Source organism: Sporomusa aerivorans, assembly GCF_041428895.1.
Taxonomy (GTDB): domain Bacteria; phylum Bacillota; class Negativicutes; order Sporomusales; family Sporomusaceae; genus Sporomusa; species Sporomusa aerivorans.
Genome location: NZ_CP156926.1, coordinates 6,436,162 through 6,452,758, shown reverse-complemented (window position 1 = coordinate 6,452,758; position 16,597 = coordinate 6,436,162). Strand labels below are relative to the sequence as shown.

Here is a 16,597-nt window from a genome sequence, read left to right as displayed (position 1 = left end):
ACTATTACATATCCGCATTACGACCGGCTCATCTCGTTCGAGTCGGTTCACCAGGCCGTGAAAGCCGAAAAGGTTCTGGACCGGCAAGGCATTGCTGTTGCTGCTTTGCCGACCCCCAGGGAAATTGCTATCAGCTGCGGGCAGTGCCTGCTGTTTGTCGCCGGGCGACGAGGAGGAAATCTTAAAGCTGCTTGCGGCTGCGCATGTGCGCTGGTCAAAACTGTTTAGCAGAACCCGGGTTGAAACTGTATACATATATGAAAAAATAACCGAGTATGGAGGTTATTGTGGAACAATTGCTGACACCTGACTTCTGGCTGACAACAGCTGTAAGAATAATTCGCCTGGCGGCCATTGTCTGCGGCGGTCTTATTATTCTTAGGTTTATTAACCTGGTTGTTGAACAGTACTTTATCCCCAAGCCGGGTTCGAAAACACTTTATCTGGAAGAAAAACGGGCGAGAACGTTAAGCAGTCTCCTGCACAGTATCGTCCGCTATGTCATTTATTTCATTGTCGCGGTTATGATTTTACAGGAATTTAAGATTGATACAACCTCGATCATTGCCGGTGCCGGTGTTATTGGCCTGGCGGTAGGCGTTGGCGCACAAAGCCTGATAAAAGACTTTATTACCGGTTTTTTCATTATACTGGAAGATCAGTATGGTGTAGGCGATTATGTTGTAGTCGGCGATATGGCCGGCAATGTGGAGGAGCTTGGCTTTAGAGTAACCAAGCTGCGGGATGGTAACGGTATTTTGCATATAATTCCCAACGGCTCTATACTTAAAGTAAGCAATCATACCAGAGGGCATATGCAGGCGGTTGTCAATATTCCTGTTCCTTATGAGACCGATATCGGCAAAGTTTTTGCAATCTTGGAGGAGGCCTGCCAAAGCGTGGCCCAGTCTGTGCCCGAGGTGCTTGACGGTCCTAAGGTGCTGGGCGTGGTGGATCTTAAACTAAACGAAGTGGTTGTCCGGATTATTGCCAAAACAGTGCCGCTGCAGCAGGTAAAAGTAGAAACGGCATTACGGCGCTTGATCAAAGAAAAATTTGCCGAGGCTCGGATTCCCCCCGCGCAATCGCAGCCTGCCCCCATTGTGGTGGAAGTCAAAGCTGCTCAGACAGGAGGATAATATGAATCAGCCACGATATAACTATAAAGTCGGCGAAGTTGTGAAAATGAAAAAACCGCATCCCTGCGGCGGTGACCGTTGGGAGATTACCCGGACGGGTATTGATTTCGGGCTTAAATGCCTGCAGTGCGGCCGGCAGGTTATGATACCGCGTCCAAAATTCGAAAAAGGGGTTAAGGCTGTAATCAGCAATAGCGAGACGGTAAATAAATAGCTGTTTCACCGGTCGTTGACCAATAACTGGCTTGAATTTATGCCGGCATTATTTTACAATATATAAGTTAACGCATTATAAACATTATGGCTGTACCGCATGACCAGCCTTTAAAGGTGGAGTAGTAAAATGAGCACTAATTTGGAAGTAGGTATCGTAGGCCTTCCTAATGTCGGCAAAAGTACGCTGTTTAACGCCATAACCAAAGCCGGCGCCGAGGCTGCCAATTATCCGTTCTGTACCATTGAGCCCAATGTGGGCGTTGTTGACGTGCCGGATGACCGTCTTTTAAAATTAACCGAAATGTATAAGCCCAAACGGACGATGCCTGCCGCCATGCGGTTTGTTGATATTGCCGGCCTGGTACAGGGCGCAGCCCAGGGTGAGGGGCTGGGTAATAAATTTTTGTCCCATATCCGCCAGGTTGACGCCGTTGCCCAGGTGGTAAGATGTTTTAGCGATGATAATATCACTCATGTGGCCGGAAGTCTTGACCCGCTGCGGGATATTGAGATTATCAACACCGAACTCTGTCTTGCCGACCTGGAAACAGTGGAGAAGCGAATCGAACGGGTTCAGAAGATGCTCAAGGGCGGTGACAAGAAGGCCCAGGCCGAACTGGAAGTTCTCAAAGAGGTCCATCAGGCGCTTGCCGACGGTCAGCCCGCCCGCCAGGTTATTAAAGAGGAAGACAAGGCGGCGATACTGCGGGATTTGTTTCTGCTGACAGCCAAGCCCACTCTGTTTGTTGCCAATGTCAGCGAGCAGGAAGCAGCCGATGCCAGCGCCAACCCGTATGTTGCCAAGGTGTGTGAATATGCCGCGCATGAAGGGGCCGAAGTCATAGTAGTATCCGCTAAAGTGGAATCGGAAATTGCCGAGCTGCCGGCTGAAGAAGCCCGCGAATTTCTCGCCGATCTGGGGCTCAGTGAATCCGGGCTCGACAAGCTTATTCGCGCCAGCTTTAAACTACTGGGCCTCATGACTTTTTTCACCGCCGGAGAGCAGGAAGTGCGGGCCTGGACCATTGTACGCGGCACTAAAGCGCCGCAGGCAGCCGGCAAAATTCACAGTGACATTGAACGCGGTTTTATCCGGGCGGAAATTGTATCGTATGATGATTTAATGGCTGCCGGTGCGCATTCTATGGCCAAGGAGAAAGGCCTGGTGCGTCTGGAAGGCAAAGATTATGTAATGCAGGATGGCGATGTTACCTACTTTAGGTTTAACGTATAGTAACATGGGAGCGGTTCAATTATGCCGCTCTTTTCCTTTTAGGAGGTAATGACTTTGAGTCCCAATCTAAAAAATTCCATTATCTATAATGTGTCTCTCTTAGGGGCGGGACATTTCTTCAGTGATTTCTATGCAAACTTTTTACCGGCGCTGCTGCCGCTGGTTATGGCCAAACTCGGTCTGTCCCTCACGTTAAGCGGAATGCTGGTCATGACGTATTCGGTAATTTCCAGTGTATTGCAGCCGCTTTCCGGCTATATTATCGACAGATATGGATACGCCTGGCTGATTCTTGTGACAACGCCGGTAAGTGCCATTTTTATCTGTATTGCCGGCTTGGCCGGCAATATTACCACACTCTTTCTGCTGGTTGCTATTGCCGGGCTGGGCGCTTCGGTATTCCACCCCTTGGCTGCCAGTCTGATGGGGAAAGTTGTTACGGCGCAAACCAAAGGGACCGCCATGGCCGTGTTTGTCTTTGGCGGCAATTTGGGTTATGCCGTAGCGCCGGCGGCTACATTATATTTTTTGAGTATAGGCGGTACCGGGGGCTTATTGTGGCTAATCATTCCGGGTCTAATAGTAACAGCGGCTTCTTACCTGGCGGGACTGCACAAAGTAGACATCAGTCCGGCCGGGAGAAGCGTTCCGGCTGAAAACGGCGAGACAGGGGCCTGGTATAAGTCACGCGGACTATTGCTGCTAAACGCGGTTACCGCGCTTCGGTCCTGGATGCAAGTGGCGCTGCCTACCTTCCTGCCGGTAGCGTTAGCCGAAGCCGGGCAGCCGCCGGCTGTTGCGGCCGGTATGTTAACAATTTTTCTTCTGAGCGGGGCAGCAGGGTCGCTAGTCGGCGGCTGGGTAGGCGACCGGATTGGGAGAAAAAGCGGTGTCATTGGTTCAATGATCCTGTGTTTGCCTGTCACATACCTGTTTTTAGTCAATCTGGGACCGGCGCCGCTTAACTATCTGCTATTGGCCCTCAGCGGCGCATTACTGCAAAGCACAGCCCCTACATCGGTTGTTTGGGCCCAGGAACTTATTCCCGGCAATGCCGCTATGGCATCGGGAATGATGCTGGGACTGGCATTTGGCTTGGGCGGCGTGGGGGCCGCTGTTACCGGGGCCTTGGCCGACATAATTGGTCTGGACGCTGCGCTTAAGTGGTCGCTGCTTTCACTGGTAGCAGCTACTATCCTGGCGTTTGCCATTCCACGCCCGGCTGTTGCCCGGATACGGCCTGAAAGAGAACTGGCAACTGTCGGCAAGGAATAATAATCCGGTCAGGCAAGGATGCTGCTCAACATATAATTAGAAATTCAGGTTTTTTCTTGCATTGACAATTAACTAATGCTATAATTATTTAGTCGCAAAGAATACATAGTGTGACATGGTTTTGTTATTCAAAACCTTCCCTGCTCTCGCATTGGGGGCCACTAGTCCAAAGGAGGAGGTGATTTCGTGAGAAAATACGAAGTCGTGATTATTGTTAAGCCTGGTGAAGAAGAGGCTGTTAATGCCACGATTGCCAAGTTCGAAAACATTATTAAGAACACTGGCGGCAATGTTGACAAAATTGACCGCTGGGGCAAAAAACGCCTGGCTTATGAAGTAAAAGACTTCATGGAAGGGGTTTACACCCTGGTCAACTTCACTGCCGAACCAGCCACAGTATTCGAGCTGGAACGCGTTCTGAAGATTACCGATGAAGTTCTTAAACACATGGTTATTAAATTGGAAGACTAATTCTTGAGCCAGGAGGTTGAGGATATATGAATAAAGTCATCCTTGTCGGCCGCTTGGCGCAAGATCCTGAAGTGAGATATACACAAAGCGGCAAAGCGGTTGCATCTTTTACACTGGCAGTAAACCGTTTCGGCGGTGGCGGCCAGGGGCAGAATAATGCCGACTTCGTCCCGATTGTTGCCTGGGAAAAGCTTGCCGAAACCTGTGGCAATAACCTTACCAAGGGCCAGAGGGTGCTGGTTGACGGCCGTTTGCAAATCCGGTCGTATGAAGCCAATGATGGTACTAAGCGCCGGGTTGCTGAGGTTGTAGCGCAGTCCATAGAGTTCCTGGAACGTAAACAGGCGTCTGCGAGTGACGCCGGGAATATAGATATAAATTCGTTCGGCAAAGATGTCTTCCCTGATGAGGAAATACCGTTTTAAAAGGGGGGTAAATGAATGGCTATGAAACGCGAAAGAGGCCGCAAACCTAAGAAAAAAGTTTGCAGTTTCTGTGTTGATAAAGTAACCGACATCGATTACAAAGATGTCCCGAAATTGCGCCGGTATACTACCGAGCGGGGCAAAATCCTGCCACGCCGCATTTCGGGCAATTGTGCCAAACATCAACGCCAGCTTACGTTGGCTGTTAAACGGGCGCGTAATATTGCGCTGCTGCCGTTTACTGCAGAATAAGTTTACCAGTGAGAGTAGGAATGCCTATTTTTAGGCACTCTTACTCTTTTTTATTATTAATAAAAAACATATTTTGGATGATGTGGAAATTATGGTTACTTTGCAATATTCTCTTAGATAAGGCCTGGGGATTTTTACAGTTGCTATCTTAGTAAAAAGCTATTATACTTAAATATTAATATCTAATAATTGCCCTGGCCGCTGCCAGGGTTTTATCCTATTTCCCAGGAGAGGAAAGAAGGAAATAACCGTTGCTCGTTAGAATATAACAGGATGGACTAAGGAGGCGGTTGCGTGTTCTCCCAGGAATCTGATATCTTGCGAAAACTTAGGCTGATTGAAGGACTTAAAGCCGATCTTTTAGCCGAAGTGGGTAAACTATACCGGGCCATGGTTCACAGCAACAGGGAAGCTATCGGCGAGGCGCTGGCCCAGGTAATCATTTTTGCGTTCGTTCTTGGCCGGCGGCTGGGTATTGATTTTTCTGAAATGGATGAGATGGTAAATACCAGGCTTGGGCACAATATAGACCAGGAACCTGAAGTTGAACGTTGGTATGGAGATATGAGCGAGTATCGGCGTTATCTCCGCCAGAAGAGGTGAAATATGCAAAAAAGTCCGGTAAGACCGGTTGTTGAAGGCGGCGTACTTACTGCCGTTGCCATTATCTTTGCGCTTATCAGTACGTATGTACCCGTACTTGGGGCTTTTGTCAACTTGATTTGGCCTGTGCCCATTGTACTTCTGGGTGTAAGACACGGGTATAAATGGAGTATTATGGCGGTAATTGCTTCCGGTGTCATTATTGCCCTGTTAGTGCACCCGCTCAGTGCCGTGTCGGTAGTTGTCGGTTTTGGATTAATTGGGATCGCTCTTGGGTATGCCATCAGGCAGGGATTTCCTCCGGCCAAAACACTTTTGTTCGGGGCGGTGGCATCGCTGATTTCCAAAGCGGCCGTGCTGGCAATCAGTGCCGCCGTCATGGGATTCAACCCGCTTAATGTGCAAACCGAGGCTATGGTTAAAGGTCTTGAGCAGGCTATGGAATTCTACCGGGGGATGGGAATGAAGCCTGAAGACCTGGCGCAAATGGAAACAGCCATGCGGCCCATGATTGATCTTATGAAAATTATTTTGCCTGCCGGCTTTGCGCTGGCGGCTGTTGTTGATACTTTCCTGAATTTCCAGGTGGCTAAAGCCGTACTGGCAAGGCTGGGGCACCGTATCGAGCCTTTTCCCCCGTTTCGTCACTGGCGAATGCCCCGACTGACTATTTATGCCCTGGTTGTGGCCCTTCTGGCGTTATATTGGGGAAAAAGCAGGGAAATAGATCTCTTGTACAACTCGGGTATGAATCTCCAGGTTATTACCACCATGCTGCTGTTTATTCAGGGGATGGCTGTGTTTTACTTTCTTGCCGATAAATACAATTTGTCAAGTATAGTCAAAGGTATTATACTATTCTTGATATTTTCTAACGGCATATTCATGCAGGCGCTTATTATCGGCGGGGCCTTTGATCTCATTTTCGATTATCGCCAACTGCGTACTTCGCGTTTGGAGTAACAGGAGGAATTACCATGCCTCAAGGACCATCTTTTTGGTTTGATACCCGCATCTATCTAGCCGTAACTGCCGCCTTTCTGCTGATTATCGGCTACTACAACCCGTATGCTGCTACCGTAGGCGCAATTTTGCTGTATGCCCTGTATCTGTACGGGCGCGAACGCTACACAGTGCGGCAAAAAGAAGTAAATAACTACCTGGAAACAGTAGGCCGCTGTGTGAACAACGCGGCTGCGCAGGCATTCAGCCATTTGCCGCTGGCGATAGTGATTGTAGATAAAGCAGGTGTTATCTACTGGCGCAACAGCCTGTTTGCTGAGTGGGTAAATGAGCCGGTCGATCCTGGCCAGTCGCTGGTAAAAGTATGGCCGGAGCTGTCCCTAGAACAGATGGTGGACAAAGACGGCCAGGTAAAGCTGGATACCGGCAAGAACTATTATGAGATTATTCACCGGACCATTGAAAAGAACCTGATGGTGCTTTATATAACCGATGTGACCGGGGCTGAGTCGGACCGGATGGCAAGCTGCCGGATTCAGACCGTGCTGGCCTATATTCAGATTGATAACTATGATGATGCCTTAACCGGACTGACCGAAAGCCAGCGGACGGCTATTTTAGGCGAAGTCAACCGCATGCTGGCAGAATGGATGACCGAGCTTGACGGTCACCTGAAGAAATATACGGAAGATACTTATATTGCGGTGTTAAACCGTTGTGCTCTGGACCGGCTCATGACCGGCGATAAATTTGATATATTGGACCGTATCCGCGGGATTCATGTCGGTAATAAAATTCCGGTAACCTTAAGCATCGGAGCCGCGACCGGCGAAAGTTCGATAGCCGAACTGGGGCAGCGAGCGCAAGCCGGACTGGACCTGGCGTTAAGCCGGGGCGGTGATCAGGCGGCTGTGAATATTAGCGGCAAAGTTCAGTTCTTTGGCGGCAAAGCCAAAGCTGTGGAGAAAAATACCCGGGTTAAGGCCCGGATTGTGGCGCAAGCCATCCGGGAACTGATCGAGCAGGCTGACAGTATTGTTATTATGGGGCATACCGGCGAGGATTTTGACAGTCTGGGGGCAGCCCTGGGAGTTGCCAAAATGGTGCGCCATATGGGCAAACAAGTCCATATTGTTGTGAGTCAGCCGGGAGTTGCCGTTGATAAACTATCCGAACTGCTGCTTGATTACGAAGAGTACCGTGAGTTATTTATCTCGCCCATGCAAGCCGGTTTGTTAGTAAATGCCAAGACACTGGTTTTCATTGTGGACACCCACCGGCCCGAGCTGGCGGCTGCGCCTGACGTGCTGGCCAAAGCCGAGCGGACGGTTATTATTGACCATCACCGCCGGGCTGAGACCATCATCGCCAATACCTTGCTGGTATATCTTGAGCCGTCGGCCTCATCCACCAGTGAGCTGGTGACAGAACTGCTGGGCTATTTTGATGAAAAAATTGAATTGAACCGGTTGGAAGCTTCGGCGCTCTATGCCGGCATTGTGGTAGATACCAAGAATTTTGCCGTTCAGACAGGGGTACGGACCTTCGAAGCCGCGTCTTATCTCAGGCGGGCGGGGGCCGATCCTACGCTGGTGCGGCATCTGTTCCGCATTGATTTTGAGACGATAAAAAACCATGCGGCTATAATTGAAAATACCGAAATGCCGTTTGACGGCGTTGTGATTGCCATCTGTCCGTCGGAAGTAAAGAATGCGCAGATCGCGGCTGCCCAAACAGCCGATACCATGTTAAATGTGGAAGGTGTACGCGTAAGCTTTGTGCTGTTTAAGACAGAAGACGGCATTGGCGTTAGTGCCAGGTCTCATGGCGATATCAATGTCCAGGTTATAATGGAGCAGCTGGGGGGCGGCGGACACCAGTCAGTGGCTGGCGCCAAAGTGAAAAATATTACCATCGAACAGGCGAAAGCCCGAATTATTGAGATAGTTGACAGCTACATAAAGGAGAGTGGATCGAATGAAGGTAATACTGCAGCAAGAAGTGAAAAAACTCGGTAAAAAAGGTGATATAATTGAGGTATCGGAAGGCTATGCCCGCAATTATCTTTTACCGCAAAAACTGGCCATTGTGGCTACTGCAAATAATGTAAACACAGCTAATCTGCAAAAGGTCGCCGAAGAGCGCAAAAAGGAGCGTCTCCTCGACGAAGCCAAATTACTGGGAGCGCAGATGGCCAAAATCACGGTCACCATTCCGGTAAAGATGGGCGAAGGCGGCCGGCTGTTTGGCTCAGTAACGGCCAAGGATATCGCCGATTCTTTGGCTAAAGAACATAAGCTTGAGCTTGATAAACGCAAAATTGAGCTAAAAGATGCGCTCAAGTCGTTAGGGACATTCACTGTGCCGATCAAGCTGCATCCTGAGGTTACCACCCAGATTCAGGTTACCATTAAGGCTGAATAACAATCCCACAAAATAGAAAGGTACAATCATGAAAGATTTTTTTAACAAACTGGTACGCAGTGGCAGCGGCGACCGAGCTACTAACGGGCGCAGCAATCAGGAAGACCAACTTAAAAGACAGGTAGCTGCTTTGTACGGTTTGTACACCGGTGTGCTGGGGGCCGAAAAAGTCGTATTGAAGGCCGGTAAACTAGGGGCGCTGGAACTCATGCGTTCCAGTAGTCTTCCGGAACGTGTGCTGGCACTGCAAAAACTGGTTTTTGAGGATCCTACTATCGACCAGTTGCCGCAAATGCACGATATCCCGGATATACTTGGTGAAATTGAAGAAGAACTGGCCGATCTTTGCGCCCGTCGCACGGTTGAAGACCGCCTGGAAAAGAAAATTGCTGAAAAAATGGAAGAGCGCCATCAGGAATACATGCAGGAAATCCGCAATCAGGTTATCAAAGAGGAAAGCCAGTCCAATGCGGAAAATCCGCAAACACTGAAAAAGTTTGCCTTATTGGAAAAACTGGAAACCCGTAAACTGACGCGTTCGGCTATGGAACTACTGCGTCCGGCCAGTCTTGATGAAATTGTCGGTCAGGAACGCGCGGTGGAGGCCCTCAGGGCCAAGCTTGCGTCACCGTATCCACAGCATCTTATTCTTTACGGACCGCCGGGAGTCGGCAAAACAACGGCTGCCAGGCTGGTGTTGGAAGAGGCCAAAAAACTTAAGAACGCACCTTTTGCCCAGGACGCTCCCTTTGTGGAGGTTGACGGCACAACACTGCGCTGGGATCCGCGGGATGTAACCAACCCGCTCTTAGGATCGGTGCATGACCCGATTTATCAGGGGGCTCGCCGTGACTTGGCTGAAAGCGGAGTGCCTGAGCCCAAACCCGGTTTAGCGACAGATGCGCATGGCGGCATACTGTTTATTGACGAAATCGGGGAAATGGATCCTATGCTGCAAAACAAACTCTTAAAGGTGCTCGAGGATAAACGGGTATATTTTGATTCGGCTTATTATGACCCGTCTGACAACAGTGTACCTAAATATATCAAGAAGCTGTTTGAGGAGGGCGCACCCGCCGACTTCATCTTAATTGGGGCCACCACCCGCGAAGCCGGTGATGTTATGCCTGCCGTGCGTTCGCGTTGTGCGGAAATATATTTTGAGCCCCTGACTCCTAAGCATATTGAAGAAATCGTATACAATGCCGCTGTTAAGCTGGCGGTCGCCATTGACCCTGAAGTGCCGCAGCTTATCAGTGACTATACCATTGAAGGACGTAAGGCGGTCAATATCCTGTCCGATGCCTACAGTATGGCCCTGATGAGGGTCGGCCAGGACCAGGATCTTGTCACCATTACCAAAGACGATGTCTATCGCGTCGCCCAGGTCAGTCGGCTGACCCCTTATGTAAGCCGTAAAGCGGCGGCCATAGCCGAGGTAGGCAAAGTTTTCGGCCTTGGCGTAAGCGGTTATCTGGGGTCTGTGCTGGAGATTGAGGCGGTAGCTTTTCCCGCCGAGAAAGGCAAAGGCAGTATTCGCTTCAATGATACAGCTGGCAGTATGGCCAAAGACTCGGTATTTAATGCCGCTGCTGTTGTCAGAAAGATTACCGGTCAGGATCTGGCGAGCTACGATATTCATGTTAATATCATTGGCGGTGGACGCATTGACGGACCTTCGGCCGGTACGGCCATTTTGTCGGCCATTATTTCGGCCATTACCGGCAAGCGTATTCGTCAGGATGTAGCCATAACCGGTGAAATATCTATTCAGGGCCGGGTCAAAGCGGTTGGCGGTGTGTTTGAGAAAGCCTATGGCGCCAAGCAGGCCGGCATTACGGTTATGATCATTCCTGAGGAAAACAAAACAGATATCCCGGAAGGCCACCTCGGTCTTGACATTCGTCCGATTGCTACTGTGGAAGAAGCTCTGGCTATTCTGTTTGTTGAAGAGGAAGCCGTCAGTGCGTAGTTAATTTGTAGAAACACCAGAGATTGTATTGCCGCGCCTGACCGGACAGGTATGTGTTACTATGCCCGGGTAGGCGCGGCGTTTTAAGTGAGGAGAAATTTACATGATCGACCGCGTTCCCCCCCAAAACGTTGAAGCCGAACAGGCGGTACTTGGTGCGATGATGATTGAGCGCGAGGCCATTTCCAAAGTTTCGGAAGTTATCAGAGCGGAGGACTTTTACCGAGAGGCGCATCGGCTGATTTATAACGCTATGCTGGAATTGTTTAATAAGAATGATGCCGTCGATCTGGTTACCGTTGTCGAAGTGTTGCGTCGGGACGAAAAACTGGAAAACGCCGGCGGGATTTCTTACGTAACGGCGCTGGCCAATAGTGTGCCGACAGCCGCCAATGTCATGTACCATGCCCGTATTGTGGAAGAAAAGGCGTTATTGCGCCAGCTTATCAATACGGCGACGCATGTGGCCGGCATGGGCTATGAAGCAAATGAAGAAGTGGCTGTTATCATGGATAAGGCTGAGAAAATGATTCTGGAAGTGTCTAGCCGCAAGGCCGGTCAGGAGTTTGCTTCCATTAAGAATATTATTTTTGATGTCTTTGATAAGGTTTCCGAGCTTTATTCATCCAGAGGCGGTATTACCGGCCTGGCTTCCGGGTTTAAGGATCTGGACAAGCTGACATCCGGCCTGCAGCCGTCGGATTTGATTCTGATAGCGGCCCGCCCTAGTATGGGGAAAACAGCCTTTGTGCTTAACATTGCCCAAAATGTCGCTATTAAGGAAAAAAAAGCGGTAGCCTTCTTCAGCCTGGAAATGTCCAAAGAACAATTAGTACAGCGGATGCTGTGTGCCGAAGCGCCGATAGACGCCCAGCGCCTCCGCATCGGGGAACTGGAAAACAACGACTGGGATAAGCTGGTACGGGCGGCTGACCGTCTGGCGGCAGCGCCTATCTTTATTGATGATACGGCCGGTATCACCGTCATGGAAATGCGGTCAAAGGCCCGGCGGCTAAAAATAGAGCATGATCTTTCGCTTATTATCATTGACTACCTGCAGTTAATGCAAGGGAGCGCCGGCAGTTCCCGCAGTGAAAACCGTCAGCAGGAGATATCGGAAATATCGCGTTCACTCAAAGCGCTGGCCCGTGAATTGAAAGTTCCGGTTATTGCTTTGTCGCAGCTTAGCCGCGGGGTTGAATCCCGCCAGGTAAAAAAACCCATGCTGAGTGACCTCCGGGAATCCGGTTCACTTGAGCAGGATGCCGACATTGTAGCCTTCCTGTACCGTGAGGATTACTATGAGCCTGAAACTGAGCGCAAGAATATTACCGATATTATTGTAGCCAAGCATCGTAATGGTCCGGTTGATTCTGTGCAGCTCTTTTTCCATAAGCAATTTACCAAGTTTAGTGATTTATCGCGCATGCCGAGCTAATGGTACCTGAAGAAACCACAGGTAGGGGAGCAGATGGTGAACTCACTGTCTGCTCCCTGGTTGTTTTATTCTCCGGACAGTGCACCTTCAGAGGGACGTGGCGGCGCTACTCGCAGCAACACCGCAAACGGGATGGCAATGTACATTAAAGGAGGAGTTTGTTTGCTATATTACGTAACTATTATGCTTACCATCGCTTCCAGTATTCTTTATCATGTTTTTCTGAAGGTTACACCGGTTAATGTTAATCCAATGATTTCTTTGGCTGTAGCCTATCTCACCGCCAGTATTGTAACCCTGGTCCTGTATCCGTTTTATCCTGCCGATAAAACAGTTTCCCTTTTAGAAAACTTTAGGGAGTTAAATTGGGTAAGTTATGTCCTGGGTGCGGCTATTGTTGGTCTGGAAGTGGGAACCCTGATGGCTTACCGAGTTGGTTGGAATATAAGTTTGTTCAACATTGCGGCCAGCACGACGGTCAGTGTTTTGTTAATTCCTGTCGGACTTATGATGTTTAAGGAAACCTTGTCGGCGACGACAGTCACAGGCATGATTTTTTGTCTGATAGGCCTGATTCTAATTAACTACAAATTGTAGTTTGCCGGAAAATAAATAAAACGGTTCAGCGGCAGCAGGTTATAGTATAGCCCCAGCTGTAATTTAATTCCAACAGAATCGGCTAATTTTCGTGTTTGAGCAGCAAAATATGTACAAAAAATGACAGGGTAGTGTACAATTTTGTGCATGCTTATGCAGAATTTCGTCATAAAAGTGTTAAAAAACCGGAAAATAGGCAGTAAAACAATTGGCACGAAACTTGCACATACAATTAAACAAGAGCGAAGGAACGACTGCTCACAGTATGGGTATATAGACTTATTGAAAAATAAACGGCAAGGGGTAGGTAATGGTGCTTGGATCGTGCTTTTATGCTGATGGAAGTGTGAACAATGAAGAATTTGAAAAAGTTGTCTACAAGTATCATAAGATCATTCTGCGGTATGTAAAAACATATTATCTACCTGGTGGTGATTACCGGGATATGTATCAATGGGGTCTGATCGGGCTCTATAAAGCCGTAATGCAGTATGACGAGGAAAGAGGCAGGTCGTTTCGCCTGATTGCCGAGTTGAACATCAAGAATACGATAAAATCGGCAGTTACCATGCATAACCGCAAAAAGCATTATGCACTTAACGAGGCAATTTCGCTTAACACTCTGACAGAATCTCCGCATACAAACAGTCCGCTGGAATCCAGCATTTTGATAAATAAAAACACCCAGGACGACCCTGCGGCGCTGGTGGTCGAGAAAGAATCCGTCAACGGCATCAAGGATGAATTGGCTAATGTGCTTTCCCGCCTGGAAAAACGGGTTATCGATTTATACATTGAAGGCTATAAGCAGCGCGAAATAGCAAAAATACTGGACCTGCAGGAAAAAGTCGTTGATAATGCCGTTCAACGGGCTCGTAATAAAATGGCGCTGCGCATGAAAGATTGGCGTGGTGTATGCAAGAAGGATAAACAGACCTCAGGAGTGCTATAAAGAGATACCTGATTCACGGCCGAGCGCCGGTGACTCAGGTATCTCTTTATAACTTTACGAAAACTGTATCCGTACAGTACAATAAGGATATATGAAATCCAGTAAAAATTCCGGGCAAAAGCGGTAAAGAGTATGGCGCTTATATTTACTACCCGGCTGAAATTTTTATCCGGTGACTAACCCGCTCTAAGACTCCTGCTTTTACAAGCGGGAGTATACCCCTACGGGCACAGGCGAGCGGTTAAGTCTCTGGATAAGGGCGACTAACCTTCAGATGGGGTTAAACCGCACCTGAATTTAAGTCTGCTTTATTGGATACTATGGAGATTCAATTATGGTGGCACTGGAGTGACGGTCGTGGAAAGTAGAAAACAGGCTGTTATCAACCATGACAGGGGATTGCATGCCCGGGTTGCGGCAATGATTGTACAAAAAGCCTATGAGCTTGAACACAACTTGCAGGTGAAGCTATATTTTAAGCGGCCGGGAGGTTCCGCCGTGCCGGCCGTCAGTATTATGCCGCTGGTTTCATTAAGGATCAAGCAGGGCGACACGGTATGGGTGGAGGCCAGCGGCCCGGCTGCCAACGCAGCGGCTGAGGAGATGGCGCTGTTTCTTGAAAGCGATTTTCCGTTGGCCGATGCTGATACTATCAGTCAGGTGGATCATCTGCTGCAGGCTAATGCGTTTACGGCAGAGCAAATCTTTGTCAGTATGGCCAATGGCCTCATCGTCACCGACGAAAATGACGGCATAACTATTTTTAACCCGGCCGCTGAGCGGATTCTGGGTATTCCGGCCAGCCGGGCTATTGGCGATACCGCGCAGAATATCATTCCGGGATCGCGCCTGCATATTGTCGCCAGAACCAAAGAACCGGAAATTGGCTGCCGTCAGTCGATTGGCTCGCTAACTATTTTGACTAACCGGACCCCCATTATCGCTGATAGCCAGGTACGCGGGGCAATGGCGATTTTTGAAGATATTTCCGTGCTGGAAGCAGTGACTGGTGAGCTTAAGGCTGTAAAGGAACTGAAAGAACGGCTGCAGTTGGTCTTAGAGTCGGTACAGGACGGCATATGTGTGGTAGATAAGGAAGGTTCTATAACCTATGTTAATCCGGCTTATGTGGAGCTTGTGAAGCAAGACCGCGATAAACTGACAGGGCAGAATGTCCGCATTTTATCGCCTGACGGAACCCGCAGCCGGGTGCTCGCCACAGGTCGGCCGGTGATCGGCAGTATAGTCACCAAACCGGACGGCGTTACGCTGGTGGCCAATGTCAGCCCGATTGTAGTGGATGGTGAGCTGACCGGAGCCGTATCGGTAGTGAAGAATGTCAGTGAAGTGCACAAATTAATGGATAAGCTGAGCCACGTTTCGGCCAAAGCCGAATACCTGGAGGATGAGCTGCGGCGAACGCAGAAGCCGGGTCCGGCGTTTAATAAATATATCGGGCAAAGCGGCAAAGTGCGGGAAGCGCTGGCCATTGCCGCCAAAGCAGCCGCCAGCGGGACAACGGTGCTCATCACCGGCGAAAGCGGTACCGGCAAAGAGCTGGTAGCTGAGGGCATACATTATGCCAGCCGGCGGGCGAACGGTCCGTTTATCAGGGTCAATTGCGCCGCCATCCCCGAAAGTCTGCTGGAGAGCGAACTCTTTGGCCACGAGAAAGGTGCGTTTACCGACGCAATCCGGCAAAAGCCGGGTAAATTTAGCCTGGCCAATAAGGGGACTATATTCCTTGATGAAATCGGCGAGCTCAACAAAAATATGCAGGCCAAACTGCTTAGGGTGCTGCAGCAAAAAGAGTTTACCCGGGTAGGCGGCGAAACGGTTATCCAGGTTGATGTGCGCATTATCGCCGCAACCAACCGCAATCTGGAGCAGATGGTCGCGGACGGACAGTTCCGGGAAGATCTCTATTACCGTTTGAACGTCATTCCCATTCTGCTGCCGCCATTAAGGGAACGGGTTGAGGACATTCCGCTATTGGTTGGCCATTTTCTGCACAAGGTTACCAGCGAACAACTAAAGACAATCACCGGTATAGCCCGTGAGGCGCTTGCCGGACTGATGGCTTACCGCTGGCCGGGCAATGTGCGGGAACTGGAGAACGTTATCGAGCGCATGATTATACTGGCTGACAGTACGGAACTGACGGTTGCCGATTTACCGCTGTATCTGCGGGGCGCAGGGAGTGAGCCGGCAGTCATTTGGCCGCAGCAAAGCGCAAATATCATTCCGGATAACCGGCTTCCCGATATAAAACCCTGGAATGAGTACGAAAAGCAAATAATTGCTCTTGCGCTTGAGAAATATGGTAGCTTTAATGCCGCCGGTAAAGCGTTGGGGCTTACCCATAAGACAGTGGCTGCTAAAGCGCAGAAATATGGTATTTCCAAAGTGATATCCTGGGAGAATGGGGATAGATTGGTAAAAAATATCAATCCTAATAAGCAGTCTTGATATTTTTGTACAAGAACACCGGCTAAAACCGGTGTTTTTGTCTGTTATTATAAACTGAGTATTCTTCAGCTGCGAGTGTCAAAGTGCCTGTCTGTCCTGATTGCTGAGGTAAATGCTCCATTAAAGTTGCGACAGGGCGGATAAAACGGATGGCCTGGCATACTTCT

Annotated in this window: 17 protein-coding genes; all 17 read left to right on the top strand. The window is 49.4% G+C overall.

Features of this window, described 5'->3' with window-relative positions; translation table 11 throughout:
* Positions 1-3 precede the first annotated feature (3 nt).
* The 17 genes from SATMO3_RS30940 to SATMO3_RS30860 all read left to right on the top strand — a co-directional run bounded on the left by SATMO3_RS30940 (position 4) and on the right by SATMO3_RS30860 (position 16,430).
* Positions 4-228, top strand: a complete 225-nt coding sequence (locus SATMO3_RS30940; protein ID WP_371381824.1) for a DUF3343 domain-containing protein — start codon at positions 4-6, stop codon at positions 226-228.
* 59 nt (positions 229-287) lie between these two features.
* Positions 288-1,139 carry a mechanosensitive ion channel family protein gene (locus tag SATMO3_RS30935; protein WP_371375642.1) on the top strand — a complete coding sequence of 284 codons (852 nt, stop codon included), beginning with the start codon at positions 288-290 and terminating at the stop codon, positions 1,137-1,139.
* 1 nt (position 1,140) lies between these two features.
* Positions 1,141-1,353, top strand: a complete 213-nt coding sequence (locus SATMO3_RS30930; RefSeq protein ID WP_371375639.1) for a DUF951 domain-containing protein — start codon at positions 1,141-1,143, stop codon at positions 1,351-1,353.
* Between the two features lie 129 nt (positions 1,354-1,482).
* Positions 1,483-2,589, top strand: a complete 1,107-nt coding sequence (ychF, locus tag SATMO3_RS30925; RefSeq protein ID WP_371375637.1) for a redox-regulated ATPase YchF — start codon at positions 1,483-1,485, stop codon at positions 2,587-2,589.
* 54 nt (positions 2,590-2,643) lie between these two features.
* Positions 2,644-3,864, top strand: a complete 1,221-nt coding sequence (locus SATMO3_RS30920) for an MFS transporter (protein ID WP_371375634.1) — start codon at positions 2,644-2,646, stop codon at positions 3,862-3,864.
* A gap of 186 nt (positions 3,865-4,050) precedes the next feature.
* Positions 4,051-4,335 carry a 30S ribosomal protein S6 gene (gene rpsF, locus SATMO3_RS30915; RefSeq protein WP_371375631.1) on the top strand — a complete coding sequence of 95 codons (285 nt, stop codon included), beginning with the start codon at positions 4,051-4,053 and terminating at the stop codon, positions 4,333-4,335.
* Between the two features lie 26 nt (positions 4,336-4,361).
* A complete protein-coding gene (locus tag SATMO3_RS30910; protein ID WP_371375629.1) occupies positions 4,362-4,760 on the top strand; it encodes a single-stranded DNA-binding protein in 399 nt (132 codons plus the stop codon).
* A gap of 21 nt (positions 4,761-4,781) precedes the next feature.
* Positions 4,782-5,012 (top strand): 30S ribosomal protein S18, encoded by a 231-nt coding sequence (gene rpsR, locus SATMO3_RS30905; protein ID WP_371369940.1) that lies wholly within the window; start codon positions 4,782-4,784, stop codon positions 5,010-5,012.
* A gap of 294 nt (positions 5,013-5,306) precedes the next feature.
* The gene (locus SATMO3_RS30900) at positions 5,307-5,615 is read left to right on the top strand and encodes a MazG-like family protein (protein ID WP_371375626.1); all 309 of its coding nucleotides are present in this window, start codon (positions 5,307-5,309) and stop codon (positions 5,613-5,615) included.
* A 3-nt stretch (positions 5,616-5,618) separates the two neighbouring features.
* Complete coding sequence (locus SATMO3_RS30895; protein WP_371375623.1) at positions 5,619-6,578, top strand: YybS family protein; 960 nt, start codon at positions 5,619-5,621, stop codon at positions 6,576-6,578.
* A 14-nt stretch (positions 6,579-6,592) separates the two neighbouring features.
* Positions 6,593-8,596, top strand: coding sequence for a DHH family phosphoesterase (locus SATMO3_RS30890; RefSeq protein ID WP_371375620.1), 2,004 nt, complete (start codon positions 6,593-6,595; stop codon positions 8,594-8,596).
* A complete protein-coding gene (gene rplI / locus SATMO3_RS30885; RefSeq protein WP_371375618.1) occupies positions 8,556-9,002 on the top strand; it encodes a 50S ribosomal protein L9 in 447 nt (148 codons plus the stop codon). Before SATMO3_RS30890 ends, rplI begins: the two co-directional genes overlap by 41 nt.
* A 28-nt stretch (positions 9,003-9,030) precedes the next feature.
* Positions 9,031-10,974: a Lon family ATP-dependent protease gene (gene lonC / locus SATMO3_RS30880; protein WP_371375615.1), complete on the top strand. Its 1,944-nt coding sequence runs from the start codon at positions 9,031-9,033 to the stop codon at positions 10,972-10,974.
* 103 nt (positions 10,975-11,077) lie between these two features.
* Complete coding sequence (dnaB, locus tag SATMO3_RS30875; protein WP_371375613.1) at positions 11,078-12,412, top strand: replicative DNA helicase; 1,335 nt, start codon at positions 11,078-11,080, stop codon at positions 12,410-12,412.
* 162 nt (positions 12,413-12,574) lie between these two features.
* Complete coding sequence (locus SATMO3_RS30870) at positions 12,575-13,009, top strand: hypothetical protein (protein ID WP_371375609.1); 435 nt, start codon at positions 12,575-12,577, stop codon at positions 13,007-13,009.
* Positions 13,010-13,319: 310 nt separating this feature from the next.
* On the top strand, positions 13,320-13,961 hold the full coding sequence (locus SATMO3_RS30865; protein WP_371375606.1) for a sigma-70 family RNA polymerase sigma factor: 642 nt from the start codon (positions 13,320-13,322) through the stop codon (positions 13,959-13,961).
* A 357-nt stretch (positions 13,962-14,318) separates the two neighbouring features.
* Positions 14,319-16,430 (top strand): sigma 54-interacting transcriptional regulator, encoded by a 2,112-nt coding sequence (locus tag SATMO3_RS30860; protein WP_371375603.1) that lies wholly within the window; start codon positions 14,319-14,321, stop codon positions 16,428-16,430.
* Positions 16,431-16,597: the final 167 nt, after the last annotated feature.

Bases quoted from the DNA above. Each gene is read 5' to 3' on its own strand.
- dnaB (WP_371375613.1), top strand. From the start codon at position 11,078: ATGATCGACCGCGTTCCCCCCCAAAACGTTGAAGCCGAACAGGCGGTA.
- SATMO3_RS30890 (WP_371375620.1), top strand. From the start codon at position 6,593: ATGCCTCAAGGACCATCTTTTTGGTTTGATACCCGCATCTATCTAGCC.
- ychF (WP_371375637.1), top strand. From the start codon at position 1,483: ATGAGCACTAATTTGGAAGTAGGTATCGTAGGCCTTCCTAATGTCGGC.
- SATMO3_RS30910 (WP_371375629.1), top strand. From the start codon at position 4,362: ATGAATAAAGTCATCCTTGTCGGCCGCTTGGCGCAAGATCCTGAAGTG.
- rplI (WP_371375618.1), top strand. From the start codon at position 8,556: ATGAAGGTAATACTGCAGCAAGAAGTGAAAAAACTCGGTAAAAAAGGT.
- rpsR (WP_371369940.1), top strand. From the start codon at position 4,782: ATGAAACGCGAAAGAGGCCGCAAACCTAAGAAAAAAGTTTGCAGTTTC.
- lonC (WP_371375615.1), top strand. From the start codon at position 9,031: ATGAAAGATTTTTTTAACAAACTGGTACGCAGTGGCAGCGGCGACCGA.
- SATMO3_RS30930 (WP_371375639.1), top strand. From the start codon at position 1,141: ATGAATCAGCCACGATATAACTATAAAGTCGGCGAAGTTGTGAAAATG.
- SATMO3_RS30865 (WP_371375606.1), top strand. From the start codon at position 13,320: ATGGTGCTTGGATCGTGCTTTTATGCTGATGGAAGTGTGAACAATGAA.
- SATMO3_RS30895 (WP_371375623.1), top strand. From the start codon at position 5,619: ATGCAAAAAAGTCCGGTAAGACCGGTTGTTGAAGGCGGCGTACTTACT.